Origin of the sequence: Acinetobacter terrae (assembly GCF_002135195.1) — a bacterium.
In the GTDB taxonomy this organism is placed as follows: domain Bacteria; phylum Pseudomonadota; class Gammaproteobacteria; order Pseudomonadales; family Moraxellaceae; genus Acinetobacter; species Acinetobacter terrae.
Window position 1 is genome coordinate 1 of sequence record NZ_NEGF01000018.1, and the last position, 15,537, is coordinate 15,537.

At 39.0% G+C, this 15,537-nt stretch carries 15 protein-coding genes; 7 read left to right on the plus strand and 8 right to left on the minus strand.

From position 1 onward, the window contains the following. Window positions 1–376 precede the first annotated feature (376 nt). Window positions 377–946, minus strand: coding sequence for a peptidylprolyl isomerase (locus tag B9T23_RS15530; protein ID WP_086194718.1), 570 nt, complete (start codon window positions 944–946; stop codon window positions 377–379). Window positions 947–1,048: 102 nt separating this feature from the next. Between B9T23_RS15530 and B9T23_RS15535 the strand changes: the two genes are divergently transcribed. Further along, the gene (locus tag B9T23_RS15535; protein ID WP_086194747.1) at window positions 1,049–1,717 is read left to right on the plus strand and encodes an acetoacetate decarboxylase family protein; all 669 of its coding nucleotides are present in this window, start codon (window positions 1,049–1,051) and stop codon (window positions 1,715–1,717) included. A gap of 58 nt (window positions 1,718–1,775) precedes the next feature. Here B9T23_RS15535 and B9T23_RS15540 read toward each other — a convergent pair whose 3' ends face one another. Then, window positions 1,776–2,846, minus strand: coding sequence for an alpha/beta hydrolase (locus B9T23_RS15540; protein WP_086194719.1), 1,071 nt, complete (start codon window positions 2,844–2,846; stop codon window positions 1,776–1,778). Window positions 2,847–3,048: 202 nt separating this feature from the next. On the opposite strand from B9T23_RS15540, the gene B9T23_RS15545 reads away from it, so the two are divergent. Continuing rightward, on the plus strand, window positions 3,049–3,579 hold the full coding sequence (locus tag B9T23_RS15545; protein WP_086194748.1) for a hypothetical protein: 531 nt from the start codon (window positions 3,049–3,051) through the stop codon (window positions 3,577–3,579). A 237-nt stretch (window positions 3,580–3,816) separates the two neighbouring features. Here the strand turns inward: B9T23_RS15545 and B9T23_RS15550 are convergent, their stop codons facing one another. Next, the gene (locus B9T23_RS15550; RefSeq protein WP_143222538.1) at window positions 3,817–4,053 is read right to left on the minus strand and encodes a hypothetical protein; all 237 of its coding nucleotides are present in this window, start codon (window positions 4,051–4,053) and stop codon (window positions 3,817–3,819) included. A gap of 271 nt (window positions 4,054–4,324) precedes the next feature. On the opposite strand from B9T23_RS15550, the gene grpE reads away from it, so the two are divergent. The 4 genes from grpE (at window position 4,325) to B9T23_RS15570 (ending at window position 8,478) form a co-directional block, all read left to right on the plus strand. After that, window positions 4,325–4,873, plus strand: coding sequence for a nucleotide exchange factor GrpE (gene grpE, locus B9T23_RS15555; RefSeq protein WP_086194721.1), 549 nt, complete (start codon window positions 4,325–4,327; stop codon window positions 4,871–4,873). 122 nt (window positions 4,874–4,995) lie between these two features. Further along, complete coding sequence (gene dnaK / locus B9T23_RS15560) at window positions 4,996–6,939, plus strand: molecular chaperone DnaK (protein WP_086194722.1); 1,944 nt, start codon at window positions 4,996–4,998, stop codon at window positions 6,937–6,939. A 129-nt stretch (window positions 6,940–7,068) separates the two neighbouring features. Continuing rightward, on the plus strand, window positions 7,069–7,980 hold the full coding sequence (locus tag B9T23_RS15565) for a matrixin family metalloprotease (RefSeq protein ID WP_086194723.1): 912 nt from the start codon (window positions 7,069–7,071) through the stop codon (window positions 7,978–7,980). A gap of 120 nt (window positions 7,981–8,100) precedes the next feature. Further along, the gene (locus tag B9T23_RS15570; protein ID WP_086194749.1) at window positions 8,101–8,478 is read left to right on the plus strand and encodes a hypothetical protein; all 378 of its coding nucleotides are present in this window, start codon (window positions 8,101–8,103) and stop codon (window positions 8,476–8,478) included. Between the two features lie 84 nt (window positions 8,479–8,562). Here B9T23_RS15570 and erpA read toward each other — a convergent pair whose 3' ends face one another. The 4 genes from erpA to B9T23_RS15590 form a co-directional block, all read right to left on the minus strand. Further along, window positions 8,563–8,898: an iron-sulfur cluster insertion protein ErpA gene (gene erpA, locus B9T23_RS15575; RefSeq protein ID WP_067723871.1), complete on the minus strand. Its 336-nt coding sequence runs from the start codon at window positions 8,896–8,898 to the stop codon at window positions 8,563–8,565. 117 nt (window positions 8,899–9,015) lie between these two features. Continuing rightward, on the minus strand, window positions 9,016–10,026 hold the full coding sequence (locus B9T23_RS15580; RefSeq protein ID WP_171255166.1) for a putative solute-binding protein: 1,011 nt from the start codon (window positions 10,024–10,026) through the stop codon (window positions 9,016–9,018). 238 nt (window positions 10,027–10,264) lie between these two features. Further along, window positions 10,265–11,275, minus strand: a complete 1,011-nt coding sequence (locus tag B9T23_RS15585) for a putative solute-binding protein (RefSeq protein ID WP_086194724.1) — start codon at window positions 11,273–11,275, stop codon at window positions 10,265–10,267. A 233-nt stretch (window positions 11,276–11,508) separates the two neighbouring features. Further along, on the minus strand, window positions 11,509–12,516 hold the full coding sequence (locus tag B9T23_RS15590; protein WP_086194725.1) for a putative solute-binding protein: 1,008 nt from the start codon (window positions 12,514–12,516) through the stop codon (window positions 11,509–11,511). 212 nt (window positions 12,517–12,728) lie between these two features. Between B9T23_RS15590 and abc-f the strand changes: the two genes are divergently transcribed. Next, window positions 12,729–14,663, plus strand: coding sequence for a ribosomal protection-like ABC-F family protein (gene abc-f / locus B9T23_RS15595; RefSeq protein ID WP_086194726.1), 1,935 nt, complete (start codon window positions 12,729–12,731; stop codon window positions 14,661–14,663). A gap of 340 nt (window positions 14,664–15,003) precedes the next feature. Here abc-f and B9T23_RS15600 read toward each other — a convergent pair whose 3' ends face one another. Then, window positions 15,004–15,369, minus strand: coding sequence for a hypothetical protein (locus B9T23_RS15600; RefSeq protein ID WP_086194727.1), 366 nt, complete (start codon window positions 15,367–15,369; stop codon window positions 15,004–15,006). Window positions 15,370–15,537: the final 168 nt, after the last annotated feature.

The following is a 15,537-nucleotide window of genomic DNA, read 5'->3' on the forward strand; positions in this document are numbered from 1 at the left end:
GACTTTAATTTCTCAAATAAACTTCGAGTAATTTCTACCATCAATCAATGAAAATAATTTCGATCGATCAACCGGTAAAAATCCACACAAGTTGTTCTTCATAATCTCTTAATGATCTATCTTGCTCTTCGTCAGAGACAAGAAGCAACAAGATAATCTCAACAACTCAACGCTTCGCGCTTCGTTCGTTTCAACATATCTCGTTGGTATGCGCCCATTATAGGGCAATTTCCTACACGTGCAAGTGCTTTTAACCGCTTGCTTTATCAAGTGTGTTTTTTTTATGCACCAATTTGGGTCATTTTTATACAAAACCAATCTAAGATGTTGTTTTAAAGCAAAAATATTAATTTAGATATTTCTGCTTTAATTTGTATTAGTTTTTCTCGGGTGCTGCTTTAACAGTCACACTGACGATTTTCACTGCTTGCTTTGGTACATTTTGATGCATTCCAAAGTTTGCAGTCGGAACTTTCGTGATTTTATCGACCACATCCATTCCTTTAATGACTTTACCAAACACGGCATAACCCGCATTCATCTGGCTTTTATTTAGAAAGTCGTTATCTACCGTATTAATAAAGAATTGGCTGCTTGCTGAATTAGGGTTGTTGGTACGCGCCATCGCTAAGGTGCCACGGGTATTTTTCAAACCATTATAGGATTCATTTTGAATTGGAGCTTTGGTTTGCTTCTCCACCATGTTGGCATCCATTCCTCCACCCTGAATCATGAAGCCCGGAATCACGCGATGAAAAATAGTGCCGTTATAAAAGTTATCCTTTATATAGCTTTCAAAATTTTTCGCTGAAATAGGTGCTTTATCGTTAAAGAGCTCTATTTCAATATTTCCCATGGATGTTTTCATTTCTACAACCGAGTTTGCAGCGATCGCTTGCAAACTGATAAAGGCAGCACCAATAGCGAATAGGGTTTGTTTTAACATTTCTTTACTCTTCTACTTCAAGTTGTAATTGTCAATGTCTATATATTAATCGTTCACTATAAATAAAACAGCATCTCTTTTTGAGATAAAACGAGAATGACAATGAGTGAAGAATTAACCACTACAACTTTTCATCACCATCCACCGCGGCATTTACTGGGTGATGCCTTTATTTTGAATTATTGGTTAACGCCAAACTTTATTAAATCTAATCAAGCTTTCCACCTTGCTCCCTCCCCCATTGGACGAGTGATACAGGTTATATTGGTTCGCTATCATGAATCCCCAGTGGGTCCCTATGATGAGCTTCTGATTTTAGATCATCCTTTAATGAGTAAAAGACGTTTATCTTCGATTCCTAAAATTTATGTATCCACGGAAACTTCTGTGGTTCATGGTCAACATTTTTGGGGAATTCCGAAACAACTGGCTCAATTCGAATGGTTGATGAAAGATGATGTTGTGTATTGCAACGTTTTATTTGAACAGCAAGAAATGAGCTTGTGTTTACAGAAGTACAAACATAGTCAGGCTTTCTATATTAATAGTCATCATTTACCCGCACGACTGCTCAACATTCATCAGACCTGGCAAGGTTTGCATTATCAATTCATTCCTCAATTTCGTGGCAAGCTATGTAAACTTAAACAAGTCTCTTGGAAAAATACGCTGGATGTCTTTCCAAATTTTTCTCAAGCCAAATATTTGCAGAGTTTTTATGTTCCGGAATTTAGACTCACACTACCTACAGCCAAGATTGAGAAAAAATAAAAAGTGTTTCACGTGAAACACCCTCTATATAGACAGTCGAATTTATTAAAAAAAAAGCTTAAGCGTGTTTATCCCAAAACTTTCTATAGTTCTTACTGATTTCAATCACGTACTTTTTAGCTCGATAAGAAATTGGGGTTAGGTTTACAAAGCCATGGGCTTGATCACTGTATTCCTGATAATGCACTTTCACACCACGATGACGTAACTTGTAGGCATAAATTTCACCTTCATCATGCAATACATCATGACCTGCTGTAATCACAAATGCAGGAGCTAATTTGTCATGTTTTCCATAGGTTGGTGAAATAATCGGATCATCCAATTCGACTTGATGAGTTTCTGCATAATAGTGCGTTACAAAATCAATATCCGTCCCTGTTAAAACCAGCCCTTCTTTATAAGCATGGAACGATGGATGACGGCTTTTAAAATCTACCGCAGGATAGAGCAGCAATTGCGCTTGCGGTGCATGAACTTTATTAGCACTACGCTGAGCAACGACTGCACTAATATTGCCGCCTGCACTATCGCCTGCGACAGAAATTCTGTTTTTTAAGATTTTAAGCTGTTTTCTGTTTTGATATACCCATGCCAGTGCATCTTCACAGGTTTGGATCAGTTTTGTCGGGCTGGCTTCTGGCGCTAAAGGATAGTCAATACTCAGCACCTGAACCTTCGCATAGACCGCAAGTAAACGACAAACCTCATCATGAGAGTCTAGACTCCCCACCACAAAACCACCGCCATGATAAAACACCACCATGGGAAGTTTTTTATTCGGTGCAGGATGATAATGTCGCGCGAAGATGGTGCCACTATGTAAAGGTAGCCGTAAATCTTCAACACGATTTACTGGGGTGGGTTTACTCTTAATCGACTGCATTTGTAAATCAAAGGTTTTACGCGCGTGGATAACATCTTCACCGACGAAACCACTATTCCCTTGTCTTAACTGTGCTGCCATCATGCATTGAATTAAAGGGTCAAGCTCAGGATATTCGTGGGGATATCTTAAAATTTTAACTAAAGATTTTTGTGCAAAACTCGGCAATCGATCCAAAGTGCGTGCTGCCGTGCCTTGCCCTTTTTCTATCATCGTCTGTAGCGTTCGATTAAAAGCACCCATAATGTAGCTTCCCTTTATTATATTCTTCACATTTTCTACATGATCAGCCGATACGTGACCATAATCTTATATAAGTCTAATCATCTGTATACACAGTAAAAACATTCATACGCTAATCTTCTTTTTATACCTTGTCATTGACAATTTTCATGTATATTTCGGAGTGTTTTTGCTACTCCTTAAAAGAAGAAGGATGCAAGCCATGACTAAAAAACTGATTATACTCTCTTTAGCGACCACATTTTTAGCCGTAGGTTGTGTGGCATTTCCAGAAGATGGCGGTTATTACGATGGAGGTTATAATGATCGCTATGACCGGCGTTATGATCGGGATTATGACGATCGATATGACCGAGAGCGGGATCGTCAACGTTGGGAATATCAACAGCGTCAAAACCGCTTGGAATTGGAACGTAAAAAACGTGAGCTTGAGCGTCGTCAGTGGGAACAGAATCGGCAAAAACAATCTGATTGGGAGCGTAAAAAACGTGAACAACAGCATCAATTAGAACAGCGTAAGAGAGCTGCCGAACAAAATAGAAACAACCAATCCAATTGGGATCGCAAAAAGCGTGAACTTGAACGCCAACGCCAACGCTCAGAACAACAGCGTAAAAAAGTGGATGTACCACATCGTCAAAAAACGCAACAGCAAGGTAAATACCAAGAAAGACGTTGGGATGATCATCGTCGCGATACTGATAAGCGAATTGGTGATCGTCGCGATAATTAAAATCCTTTCTCTGCTCAATGCCCTTCCAGTAAAGGGTATTTTTTTGATTTTATAAAAATCATGATCATCAAAAGTTAATACTATAAGGATTTAACCGTTATTCAACACCAAAACTATAGCTAAACAGATATATTAGAGCAGTGATTAAGGATAGCTTGCTTTATTTTAGGCAAAAAAAAGGCTTACCCATAGGTTGGGTAAGCCTAGAAAACACATTTCAAAAATACCAAGAAGAAACTACAGCGATAGAATCTGGGTGAAATAATAATCAGCCTGTGCTTTTTTGTAAAATAGATAATTTATTTCATAATGATCGTTTTTAAGTATAAGTTGGATATTACCCATCATAATATGAACCGTCTTTGTATTTTCTTTCTCTTTTCCTATCTCATTCCTAACGCCCATCCTCCATACAAATTGAGGTAGAGCAACAAAACTTGATTCTTCCATTAACTGATCATCAAGCTCTGACAATAAGCTGCTTTGTTGTTTTATCCCCTAGCTCAATTTTGACCATAAAGAACCTTATAATTTTTGCCTCAATGTTCGAAAAACCAGGTTTTTTGATAATTTTAATCAAATTAAACAGATTTAATTGATTGTGTCGCTTGAATTTTTATCGCCTGCCCCGACCTTTGTATTAATCATGAATTTTATCACTCATGGCAGTTCAGGATTAACCCAGTTAGCACTGAAGCCAAAAGGACTGTACATGTTTAAGAACCCATTTAAACGGAGTAAATCTATGGCGGCTGAGCAAAACGAACAAGCTCAAGATCTAGGGCAAGAGCAAGCTGATCAACAAACAGCACAAACTCAAGCTGAAACGGAGCAAGCTGAAGTTTCAGTTGAAGATTTACAAGCACAGATCACTAATCTGGAAGAAAGTTTAAAACTTGAAAAAGCACGTACAGCCAATGCGGTATATGAAGCGCAAAAAAGCGTGGAACGCATTCAACGTGATGCTGAAAAGCATAAAGAAACGGTGATTGAAAAATTCGCCAAAGAATTACTCGACACCGTCGATAATTTAGAACGCGCCATTCAAGCTGCGGGTGATACTGAATCTCCATTACTTGAAGGTGTGCAACTTACTTTGAAATCACTGCTCACCACACTAGAAAAATTCGGTGTAGTCGAAGTGAATATGAACAACGGTTTCAATGCAGACTTGCATCAAGCAGTGGGTATCGCACCTGATGCTAAAGCAGGTGAAATTGGTACTGTATTGCAAAAAGGTTATACCTTGTCGAACCGTTTACTTCGTCCAGCAATGGTCTTAGTGGGTCAATAAGGTAAAGAAATTTGAGAGTTTTTCACTTTTTTTAATGAAATAAACTTGAAAAATTTTGAATGGCTCTCATATCGGATAACAAGCAAAAGCATTGCAAAAAATAATTTTGAGGAAGCATCCAAATGGCTAAAATCATTGGTATTGATTTAGGTACTACAAACTCTTGCGTAGCAGTACTTGAAGGTGACAAAGTTAAAGTTATCGACAACGCTGAAGGCACTCGTACAACTCCATCAATTATTGCGTACAAAGATGGCGAAATTTTGGTGGGTCAATCTGCTAAACGTCAAGCGGTAACCAATCCTAAAAACACATTATTCGCGATCAAACGTTTGATCGGTCGTAAGTACCAAGACCAAGCAGTTCAAAAAGATATCGGTCTTGTACCTTACAAAATCATTCAAGCAGACAATGGCGATGCTTGGGTTGATGTAAACGATAAAAAATTGGCACCACAACAAGTTTCTGCTGAAATCTTGAAAAAGATGAAAAAAACTGCAGAAGATTATTTGGGTGAGACTGTTACAGAAGCGGTGATTACTGTTCCTGCTTACTTCAATGATGCACAACGTCAAGCAACCAAAGATGCAGGTCGAATTGCAGGTCTTGATGTTAAACGTATCATCAACGAACCAACTGCTGCTGCGCTTGCGTTCGGTATGGACAAAAAAGAAGGCGACCGTAAAATCGCGGTTTACGACTTGGGTGGTGGTACTTTCGACGTATCAATCATTGAAATCGCTGACCTTGATGGCGACCAACAAATCGAAGTATTGTCGACTAACGGTGATACCTTCCTGGGTGGTGAAGACTTCGATAACGCTTTAATTGAATACTTGGTTGAAGAGTTCAAGAAAGAACAAGGCTTTAACTTAAAACAAGATCCACTTGCGTTACAACGTTTGAAAGAAGCTGCTGAAAAAGCGAAGATCGAGCTTTCTTCTTCTAATGCAACTGAAATCAACCTACCGTACATCACTGCTGATGCGACTGGTCCTAAACACTTGGTGATCAACGTAACTCGCTCTAAACTTGAAGGTTTAGTTGCTGACTTAGTTGCTCGTACGATTGAGCCTTGCCGTATTGCGCTTAAAGATGCTGGTCTTTCGACTTCTGACATCTCTGACGTAATCTTGGTTGGTGGTCAATCACGTATGCCAATGGTTCAACAAAAAGTTCAAGAATTCTTCGGTAAAGAGCCACGTAAAGACGTGAACCCTGACGAAGCTGTAGCAATGGGTGCTGCGATTCAAGGTGCTGTACTTTCAGGTGACAAAACTGACGTATTGCTTCTAGACGTAACGCCATTGACTCTTGGTATTGAGACTATGGGCGGCGTGTTAACAGCGATCATCGAGAAAAACACCACGATTCCTGCGAAGAAATCTCAAGTGTTCTCAACAGCTGCAGACAACCAGCCTGCTGTAGACATTTCTGTGTTCCAAGGTGAACGTAAAATGGCGCAGCAAAACAAATTGTTGGGTAACTTCCAATTAGGCGATATTCCACCTGCTCCACGTGGTGTGCCACAAATTGAAGTATCTTTCGACATCAACGCTGATGGTATCTTGAAAGTGTCTGCGAAAGACAAGAGCACTGGTAAAGAACAATCAATTCAAATTAAAGCAAACTCTGGTTTGAGCGATGCTGAAATTGAAGCGATGATTAAAGATGCTGAAGCGAATGCTGAAGAAGACCGTAAGTTCGAAGAACTTGCTAAAGCACGTAACGAAGCAGATGCACTTGTTTCTAGCGCGCAAAAAGCAGTTAAAGATCTTGGCGAACAAGTGACTGCAGATGAAAAAACTGCAATCGAAACTGCGGTTTCTGAGCTTGAAGCTTCAACCAAAGAAAATGACGTTGAAGAAATCAAAGCAAAAACTGAAGCACTTCAAAACATCATCATGCCAATTAGCCAACGTGCTTATGAAGCGGCTCAAGGCGCTCAAGGTGGTGCTGAAGGTTTTGACCCGAACGCTTTCCAGGGTGATGCAGGTCAATCTCAAAAAGCGGACGATGGCGTTGTAGATGCTGAGTTCACTGAAGTTAAAGATGACAAAAAATAATTTGTCGCTTTAATTTGGCTCGAAAGAGTTAAAAAAACCGCGCGAAAGCGCGGTTTTTTATGTTTAAAAAGATAGGATTAGCTGAAATTTTCAGCTACATTAATTTAAAAATAATGATTTTAAAATGCTATGCGTGCTCTCTTCTTTGCCATCGGGGCTTTATTGTTCATTTGGTTATTCTTTCCATCGCAACAGGATAATAAGCGAGAACATCGCACGGTCACAGATAAAATACTTCATCCTTTTGATTCAAGTGTGCGATTTCGCTTAGGCGATGTCGACCCACGATTTGGCATGAGCCAAGCAGAACTGATTCAGCTCTGTAAAGATGCTATCGGCATTTGGCAGCAAGGCTCAGAAAAACCTCTGCTGGTTTATGATCCAAAGGCAAAATTAACGGTCAATTTGATCTATGACCAACGCCAAGCTGACCATAAAGCGCATAAAACCAGCCAACAACTTCTGGAGGCGGCTCAAAATGTGAATCAACGGATTTCAGAGAATTTAGACAATCGCTATAGCTACCTAGAACAACGCCATCAACAACTGCAAGCCCAGCGAGATCAGTTATCCAAGGACGTTGAACAACTCAACCAACAACGCGTGAGTTGGATGCGTATTGAAAACGAAAATGGGCCAAATCGACAACGCATAGAACAACAATATCAGCAATTGAAAGCCCAAGCACAACAATTAGACCACGACATTGCTGAGCTTAAAGATCAAAACAACCAATACAATCAACAAGTCGAGCAGCACAATCAAAATATTGATTCCTACAATATCAATGTGAATCATCTCAATCAACGCTTCCCGGCACGCGAATTTCACAAAGGCATATACAATGGAAAGCGCATTGAAATTTATCAATTTGATACGATGGATGATTTACGTCTAACCATTGCACATGAGTTAGGACATGCCTTGGGCTTAGCACACAATCAAGATCCTCAAGCGCTGATGTACCCTGTAATGAAAGATCAGCAACTGCAAAATTTCAGATTATCGGCAGCAGATTTAGCCTTGTTGCAGGCACGTTAAGCCACGACCGAGATACAATGCAAAAATCCCTTACTTTTTATAAGTCTATGCATGGCAATAGAACGGAAATCAGGCTCATTTCATGTTATTGTAATGGGAAGAAATGACAACATAAAATCTCTGGAGACGCGTGTGAGTTACTACCATATTCTGATTGAAATGAATGATCACATTAGTACAATTGAGCAAACACGTGAGCTTGAAATCTTTGATATTATTGAGATTCAGCCTTATCTGCATTCTATTTTATTGCCATTTTTAAACGAACAACTGATTGAGCTGGAAGATGAAAATATTGAGTTTAAAGATATTCTGCATTTAGAAATAAAACAGACTTTATTACCCATTCAGCATTTGATTGAAGAAGAACAACGCTTACTTCCAAGTGATACAGATGTAACGATTACAGCACATGAAATTTTTAACAATCGTGATTTAAGCCAAGATGTGACAACTGTTATTTTTGATATTTTAGAAGCCGCTAAATTAGAACCATAATTTTTAATGATGTTCTCACACAATCATAAATTCTATTTTTCATAAAAAAGCCCTCCAAACAAGGAGGGCTTTTTTAGTTTTTTATTAAAGAGAGAAAGATGAACCACAGCCACAGGTTGTTGTTGCATTTGGGTTTTGAACCACAAAACGTGAACCTTCCAAGCCTTCAATATAATCGACTTCTGAACCGACAAGATATTGATAGCTTAAAGAATCAACCAGCATTTTTACGTCGCCATTCACAAATTCAGCATCATCTTCATTCATGCTTTCAGCGAAGTTAAAGCCGTAAGAGAAACCAGAACAACCGCCACCTGTAACATAAACGCGTAACATTAATTCTTGGTTGCCTTCACTATCACGCAATTGGCGTACTTTATTCGCAGCATTGTCGGTCAGCACCAGAGCTTGGGCATTCATGTTGGATTCCTCTGTTCAATTCAGTTGTCTTTAAAAGATAAAGACCATATTTCAAGTATAGCATACCCAATATATGGTCAGTATTTGAAGATTTAAAGTCAAATCTGAGTATTTTTCTCAAGATTGTTTGTAGTTCTCATCTTGAAGACTACATTCAAAATTCTTTGGATCTTCCTTACAACGGAATTGCCATAACAATTTCATCATACGTTTATCATATACACCACGTTTGGTTAAATCGACACGCGATTCGCGCATCAATTTTTGATAGCCTGGCTTATCTACTGCAGGAATTTGCATCCAATATTTTTGTGGAATATCCGCTTTCATTTTGCCCAAAATACCAAATGCACGCGGTAACTGACCTCTTACCCATTCACGTGATTTTTGTCCATAACCTTCCGGGAATTTATCTGGACGGATAATAATATTACCGGTCACTTGTAGAATTGGATAATTCACAATCGCGCCTTTATTACCCAAACCTTTGTGTAATTCTAGCGGTTTAAATACAGCAGCAGGTGCCCCAATAATATCGACCTGACCATTGTTAAATTTGGCCCCGAAATTGGTTACATCCGCACTGACCGCCTGTGCACCAATTTGCTGAACCATAATTTTTTGTGCTTCGTCATAATCCAGGACTGCAATTTTTTTACCTGCAGCTTTAGCAACCGTGTTGATGTTACGGTCATTCACCATTAAAAAAGCATCACCGACTGGAATGACACCCACCACTTCATATTTGCCACGTACCATATGTTTGGCAAAAGTCGGGCTGGCTAAGCCTTGCATCACTTTAACTGCAAGTTTTAAATCAGGAATCGCACCAATGGCATCTAAAGAGCCGGTAAAATCGTTGAACTGACGCCCACGCATCCCTGTGACACTAATCGCATCACATTTACCTGCTTTAAAATCTTCAGCAATGACCGCTTCGTTTTGGCCGACACGTAATTCAATATCTGCACCCCAATTTTTGGCTGCTAATTGATAATCTTTCATCAGGGTAAACACATCACCACTTTTACCCACCAAATCGAATACGCACATCACTTGTTTTGCTTGGCTAACACCGGTTACAGCACACAGACCTACACCAAGTAGCAGTGCTTTAGACCATTGCATCATGACTTTTTCTTCCTTGTGTCTTTGTTTTTATTCAGTCGAAGACTGAATCTTTTTGAGTTTTTATTCATCACGAAAAACAAGCATAGAAAGCTTATTTTCATTTTTATGATAAAAATTTTATATCATTATTTTTTAAGATTACGCCTTTTTTGACTGACAACAATGGCAAAAATGACATATTAAACTTGACAAAAAAGCCTAGAGTTAATCTAGGCTTTATTCTTTAAAATCAAAGTTATTCACCACCAAGTGAACATTCAAAATTCGCCTTATCGACAGAACAGCGTGCTTTTTTCAATACGGTCATCATGCTGGCATCATAAACTCCACGTTTGGTCATATCCATACGACCTTCACGTAACATTTTTTGATATTTAGTTTTATCTTCTGCGGTTAAATTCATTTTAAACTTGGCTGGAATACTGGCTTCAAGACGATCAATCATCGCAAAACTTTTTGGCAAGTGTTTCACGAACCAATCACGCGATTTTTGCCCAAAGCCCGCTGGGAACTGATCAGGACGGATAACAAAATCTGAGGTCACTTGCAGTACCGGGAAATTGAACATTGCACCATTTGTGCCTAAACCTTTATAGATTTCCAAAGGTTTGTACGCATAGGCAGGTGCACCCACCATATCGACCTGACCATTATTGAATTTCGCCACAAAGTTCGATACATCCGAGATCACGGCTTGTGCGCCTACACGTTGCACCATGATTTTTTGCGCATCATCATAACCTAATACTGCAAATTTTTTGCCTGCGGCTTTTTCAATTGAATCAATACTCTTATCACGTACAAAAATAAAAGCTGAACCTAAAGGTGCAATACCGGCAACTTCATATTTTTTACCGCTTAAATTGCTGACCATTTTTGGCGCATTACGTTTATCGAGCGCAAATGTAATCGCACGCTGAGCAATGGCATTGCTCGGTGCACCGCCTAAAGCATCAATAGAACCGACAAATTTATTGTATTGACGTGCACGCATTGCCGTCATAAAAACGCCATCACATTTGCCTGCTTTAAAATCATTATCAGCAACAGCTTCGTCTTGACGCGGAATTAAATTAATATCGGCTCCCCATCCTTTGGCAGCCAGTGCCCATTCTTGCGCCATTTGATAAGATTCACCAGATTTACCCAGTAAATCGAATACACAAACATTCACCTTTTCTGCTTGTGCAGTTGTGGCTAAACCAAGAGCAGAAAATGCTGCTAATGCGAGAATCGTTTTTTTCATTGTAGTGGTCCTTTTCAGAATCTTGTTGTTTGATGAGTGTCCATTCATGGCACAAATATTATGCAAGTTTATTTAAAATAAATAGAGCATTTACTCCATTTATTTTCAACTTAAATGTCAGTTGATTCACATTCTTTTAATTTACTAATAAAATCATAAATTTAACTAATAATAGTTTTAGGTATTACTTAGAAAATTTTAGATATTTTACAAATTACTACACAACACTCGAGTTATTCACCACTTAAAGAGCACTCAAAATTGGTTCGCTCCACAGTACAACGGGCTTTTTTCAATACAGTCATCATGGTCTGATCATAAATTCCTTGTTTGGTTAAATCAATTCGCCCTTCACGCAGAATTTTTTGATATTTCATTTGGTCTTCCTTGCTTAAATTCATGCGGTATTTTGCCGGAATTTCAGCTTCCATACGCTTGACCATCGCAAAGCTTTTCGGCAATTGTTTTACGAACCAACTACGCGATTGCATGCCAAAACCTTCGGGGAATTTATTTTTACGTATAATCAGATCGGCGGTGACATTCACCACGGGGAAATTTATCATCGCACCGTGCGTACCTAAACCTTTATAAATTTCTAGCGGTTTAAAGGCATAAGCGGGTGCAGCAACAATATCGACTTCAGCTTGATTAAATTTTTTGATGAAATTTGAAATCTCGGACATGACTGGAACAGCGCCAATACGCGTCACCATAATTTTTTGAGCATAATCATAATGTAATACAGCGAATTTCTTGCCTTCTGCACGGGCTAAAGAATTAATCGATTTATCACGGACAAAAATATAAGCTGAACCAATTTGTCCAATCCCTGCCACTTCAAAGGTTTCTTTCCCCATGGTATTGATCAGGCGTTTTTCATTACGTTTATCGAGCACATAGCTAATAGATTTTTGCGCAATATCATTGGTCGGTACGCCGCCAATCGCATCAATTGAACCTGCAAATTTATTGTAGGCACGCGCACGCATGGAGGTCATATAAAAGGCATCACACTTCCCGGCTTTAAAGTCTTGTTCGACTTTGGCTTCATCTTGATAAGCTATTAAATTGACATCTGTACCCCAGTTTTTACTGGCCAATGCCCATTCTTCAATCAGCTTATAAGATTCACCCGATTTTCCTAACAAATCAAAAACACAGACATCCGCTTTGGCATGCAATATATTTGATGTTATTAATGTGGCCAGTGCAGATAAAATCAAAAATCCTTTTTTCACGCTCAATAATCCTTATTTTTATTCGTCATTTATAGCGTGTGACTATAAGCATATTTACTGATAAAACCTAGCACAGAGCATCAATTTTAATAATCTGTACTGTACACAAAATGCACTTGAAATAATTCATCGATATAAAACAGTTTAGTTTTTTGTTTTCGCGGTTACTTCCTTTAGAATACGCACACTATTCTTGTTATTTAGATATTTTAATGATTCAGTTAGATCAACTTTCTATACGTCGCAGTGGACGTGTTTTATTTCAAAAAGCATCCATGCAACTCCATCCAGGCTGGAAAATTGGTTTAACTGGTGTAAATGGCGCAGGAAAATCCACGCTATTTTCTGCACTGCTCGGTGGTATGGAATCGGATGGTGGTTCTTTAACTCGCCCAGCGGTTTGGACCGTTGCACATATGGCTCAGGAAATCAAAGCTTTAGATATGAAAGCCATTGATTTTGTATTGTCTGGCGATGAAGAATTTTGGGAAATTCAAAATAAATTAGATCACCCAGAAAGCTTAAGCGATGATGAGCTTGCACATTTATACGGTCGTTTTGACGAAATTAATGGCTATTCTGCACCGTCTAAAGCATCGCAATTAATGGCGGGTTTGGGTTTCTTTGAACATCAGTCTCAACTCGATGTTTCAAGTTTCTCCGGTGGTTGGCGTATGCGTCTGAACCTTGCGCGTACCTTGATGAGCCGTTCAGACTTGTTGTTACTCGATGAACCGACCAACCATTTAGATTTAGATGCCATTTTATGGTTAGAAGACTGGTTAAAAGCCTATGAAGGCACACTGATTCTGATTTCGCATGACCGTGATTTCCTAGATGCAATTACCGATCATATTTTACATATCGAAAATCAAGAACTGATTCTTTACACAGGCAACTATTCAACTTTCGAACGTACCCGTAGTGAACGCTTGGCTCAGCAACAACAAGCTTATGAAAAGCAGTTAGAAACTCGCGCGCATTTGCAGAAATATATCGACCGTTTTAAAGCGCAAGCAACCAAAGCAAAACAAGCGCAAAGCCGTATTAAACAACTTGAACGTATGCAAGAGTTGTCTGCAGCGCATGTCGATACACCCTTTACCTTCTCATTCCGTGAACCGACTAAGATGAGTTCGCCACTGCTTGAACTTGAGCATGCGGATATTGGTTATGGTGACAAACTGATTGTGACCAATGTCAGTTTACAAATCACCCCCACCAGTCGTATTGGTTTACTGGGGATGAATGGTGCAGGTAAATCCACGCTGATTAAATCACTGGTCGGTGATTTACAACTGCTGCAAGGTACGCGTAACGATTCTGAACTGTTAAATATCGGTTACTTTGCCCAGCATCAAATGGATGCTTTGGATGGTAATGCTAGCCCAATGCTACAATTATCTCGTATTGCCGATAAAAAAATCAGTGAAGCCAGCTTGCGTTCTTTCCTCGGGAGTTTCGGTTTTAGTGGCGAACGCATGGATACCCCAAGTGAAAGTTTCTCGGGGGGTGAACGTGCCCGTTTAGCACTGGCACTGATTGTATGGCAACGTCCAAATGTGTTGATTCTGGATGAACCGACCAACCATTTAGACTTGGATATGCGTCATGCATTAACCATGGCATTACAAGATTTTGAAGGCGCTGTGGTGCTGGTATCCCATGAACGTCAACTCATTGCCAGTGTGTGTGACGAGTTGATCTTGGTGCATGGCGGTCAAAGCCGTGAGTTTGATGGTGATTTGACTGCATATGCAGACTGGTTACGCCAAGCGCGTATCGAGATGATGAAGTCAGGTCAACAACCTGCTGCACCTGTGAAATCTCAAGTGGAAGTTAAGCCTACGATTTCTAAATTGGATAAAGAAGCACAACGTAAAGAAGCTGCGCGTCGTCGTGAACTCAGCCGCCCTGTTCGCAAGAATATTGAAAAAATTGAAGCTCAGATTGCCAAAACGCAACCTCGTTTAGCGGAAATCGAAACATTACTCGGTGATAGCGCATTATATGAAGCAAATCGTAAAGATGATTTGTTGAAGCTCATGAACGAGCAAACCGAGTTAAAAGCGAAATTAGCTCAAGCTGAAGAACAAATGTTAGAGCTGATGATGGAGTTGGAAGAGCTGGAAGGTGCGTTCGAATAAGCCCATTTACCACTCTTAAGCAAAACTAAAGTGATGCTTATTTTATGATCGCAGTACAATTTCAAACGTGTACTGCGATTTTTTAATTTTTCTACACAACACTTTTATAGCGATATCCCTTACCCAGATGTCAGTGTGTTTAAATTTAAAAATCACCACCTATTAATTTTAAATTCAAAACAGACTTTTAAATTTAAAAACTTATCCACAATACACACAAAACCAACTTTGAATTTAAAATAAAAATGCCATTTTAAGCTGTGGATAAATTACTTTTCACATTTTTATTCAATAAAAATAAACTTATCCACATTCGTGTTTTCAAAGAAAATAAGACTTTTTATTCATCCTGCTTTGGCTTTTTGCGTTTTAAAAACCTGAGTTCGATAATTTTCCAAGCACCTTCAATGACCCATAATTCCTGAATTTTGCTCTGATCTTCTAAACCAATTAAAACCTTACAGTGCTTCAAATCTCGATCAAACTCAAACTCTTCAAATTCAACGTTAGGCTTTTGCGGTTTCCATACGCCATTTTTCACTGCATGAGCAATACGTTCATAACGGGTAAAATTGCTTTCAACTCGACCTTCCTGCTCATAAACCACCTTAAATTGTTCATGTTCATACCGAGCCAACACCTCAAAATTACCGGTAAAAAATGCATTGCTCCAAATATCCCGGATCTGTTCCAGTTGATTATCCATTGTACTAACCTCGTAATATTGCATGATGATCTCCTATGTATATGATTCATCATGACAGAGGAATAAGTCATTTTTATAAAACAAATATGGCTAAAAGTTAATCGTATTTAAATAAAAATAGCATAAAAAAAGCACCCCGAAGGATGCTTTTTACAATTTAACTCATCA

Coding starts and splice junctions, on each gene's coding strand:
- B9T23_RS15530 (WP_086194718.1), bottom strand. CDS start 946: ATGTTAAAACAAACCCTATTCGCTATTGGTGCTGCCTTTATCAGTTTG.
- B9T23_RS15535 (WP_086194747.1), top strand. CDS start 1,049: ATGAGTGAAGAATTAACCACTACAACTTTTCATCACCATCCACCGCGG.
- B9T23_RS15540 (WP_086194719.1), bottom strand. CDS start 2,846: ATGGGTGCTTTTAATCGAACGCTACAGACGATGATAGAAAAAGGGCAA.
- B9T23_RS15545 (WP_086194748.1), top strand. CDS start 3,049: ATGACTAAAAAACTGATTATACTCTCTTTAGCGACCACATTTTTAGCC.
- grpE (WP_086194721.1), top strand. CDS start 4,325: ATGGCGGCTGAGCAAAACGAACAAGCTCAAGATCTAGGGCAAGAGCAA.
- dnaK (WP_086194722.1), top strand. CDS start 4,996: ATGGCTAAAATCATTGGTATTGATTTAGGTACTACAAACTCTTGCGTA.
- B9T23_RS15565 (WP_086194723.1), top strand. CDS start 7,069: ATGCGTGCTCTCTTCTTTGCCATCGGGGCTTTATTGTTCATTTGGTTA.
- erpA (WP_067723871.1), bottom strand. CDS start 8,898: ATGAATGCCCAAGCTCTGGTGCTGACCGACAATGCTGCGAATAAAGTA.
- B9T23_RS15580 (WP_171255166.1), bottom strand. CDS start 10,026: ATGCAATGGTCTAAAGCACTGCTACTTGGTGTAGGTCTGTGTGCTGTA.
- B9T23_RS15585 (WP_086194724.1), bottom strand. CDS start 11,275: ATGAAAAAAACGATTCTCGCATTAGCAGCATTTTCTGCTCTTGGTTTA.
- abc-f (WP_086194726.1), top strand. CDS start 12,729: ATGATTCAGTTAGATCAACTTTCTATACGTCGCAGTGGACGTGTTTTA.
- B9T23_RS15600 (WP_086194727.1), bottom strand. CDS start 15,369: ATGGATAATCAACTGGAACAGATCCGGGATATTTGGAGCAATGCATTT.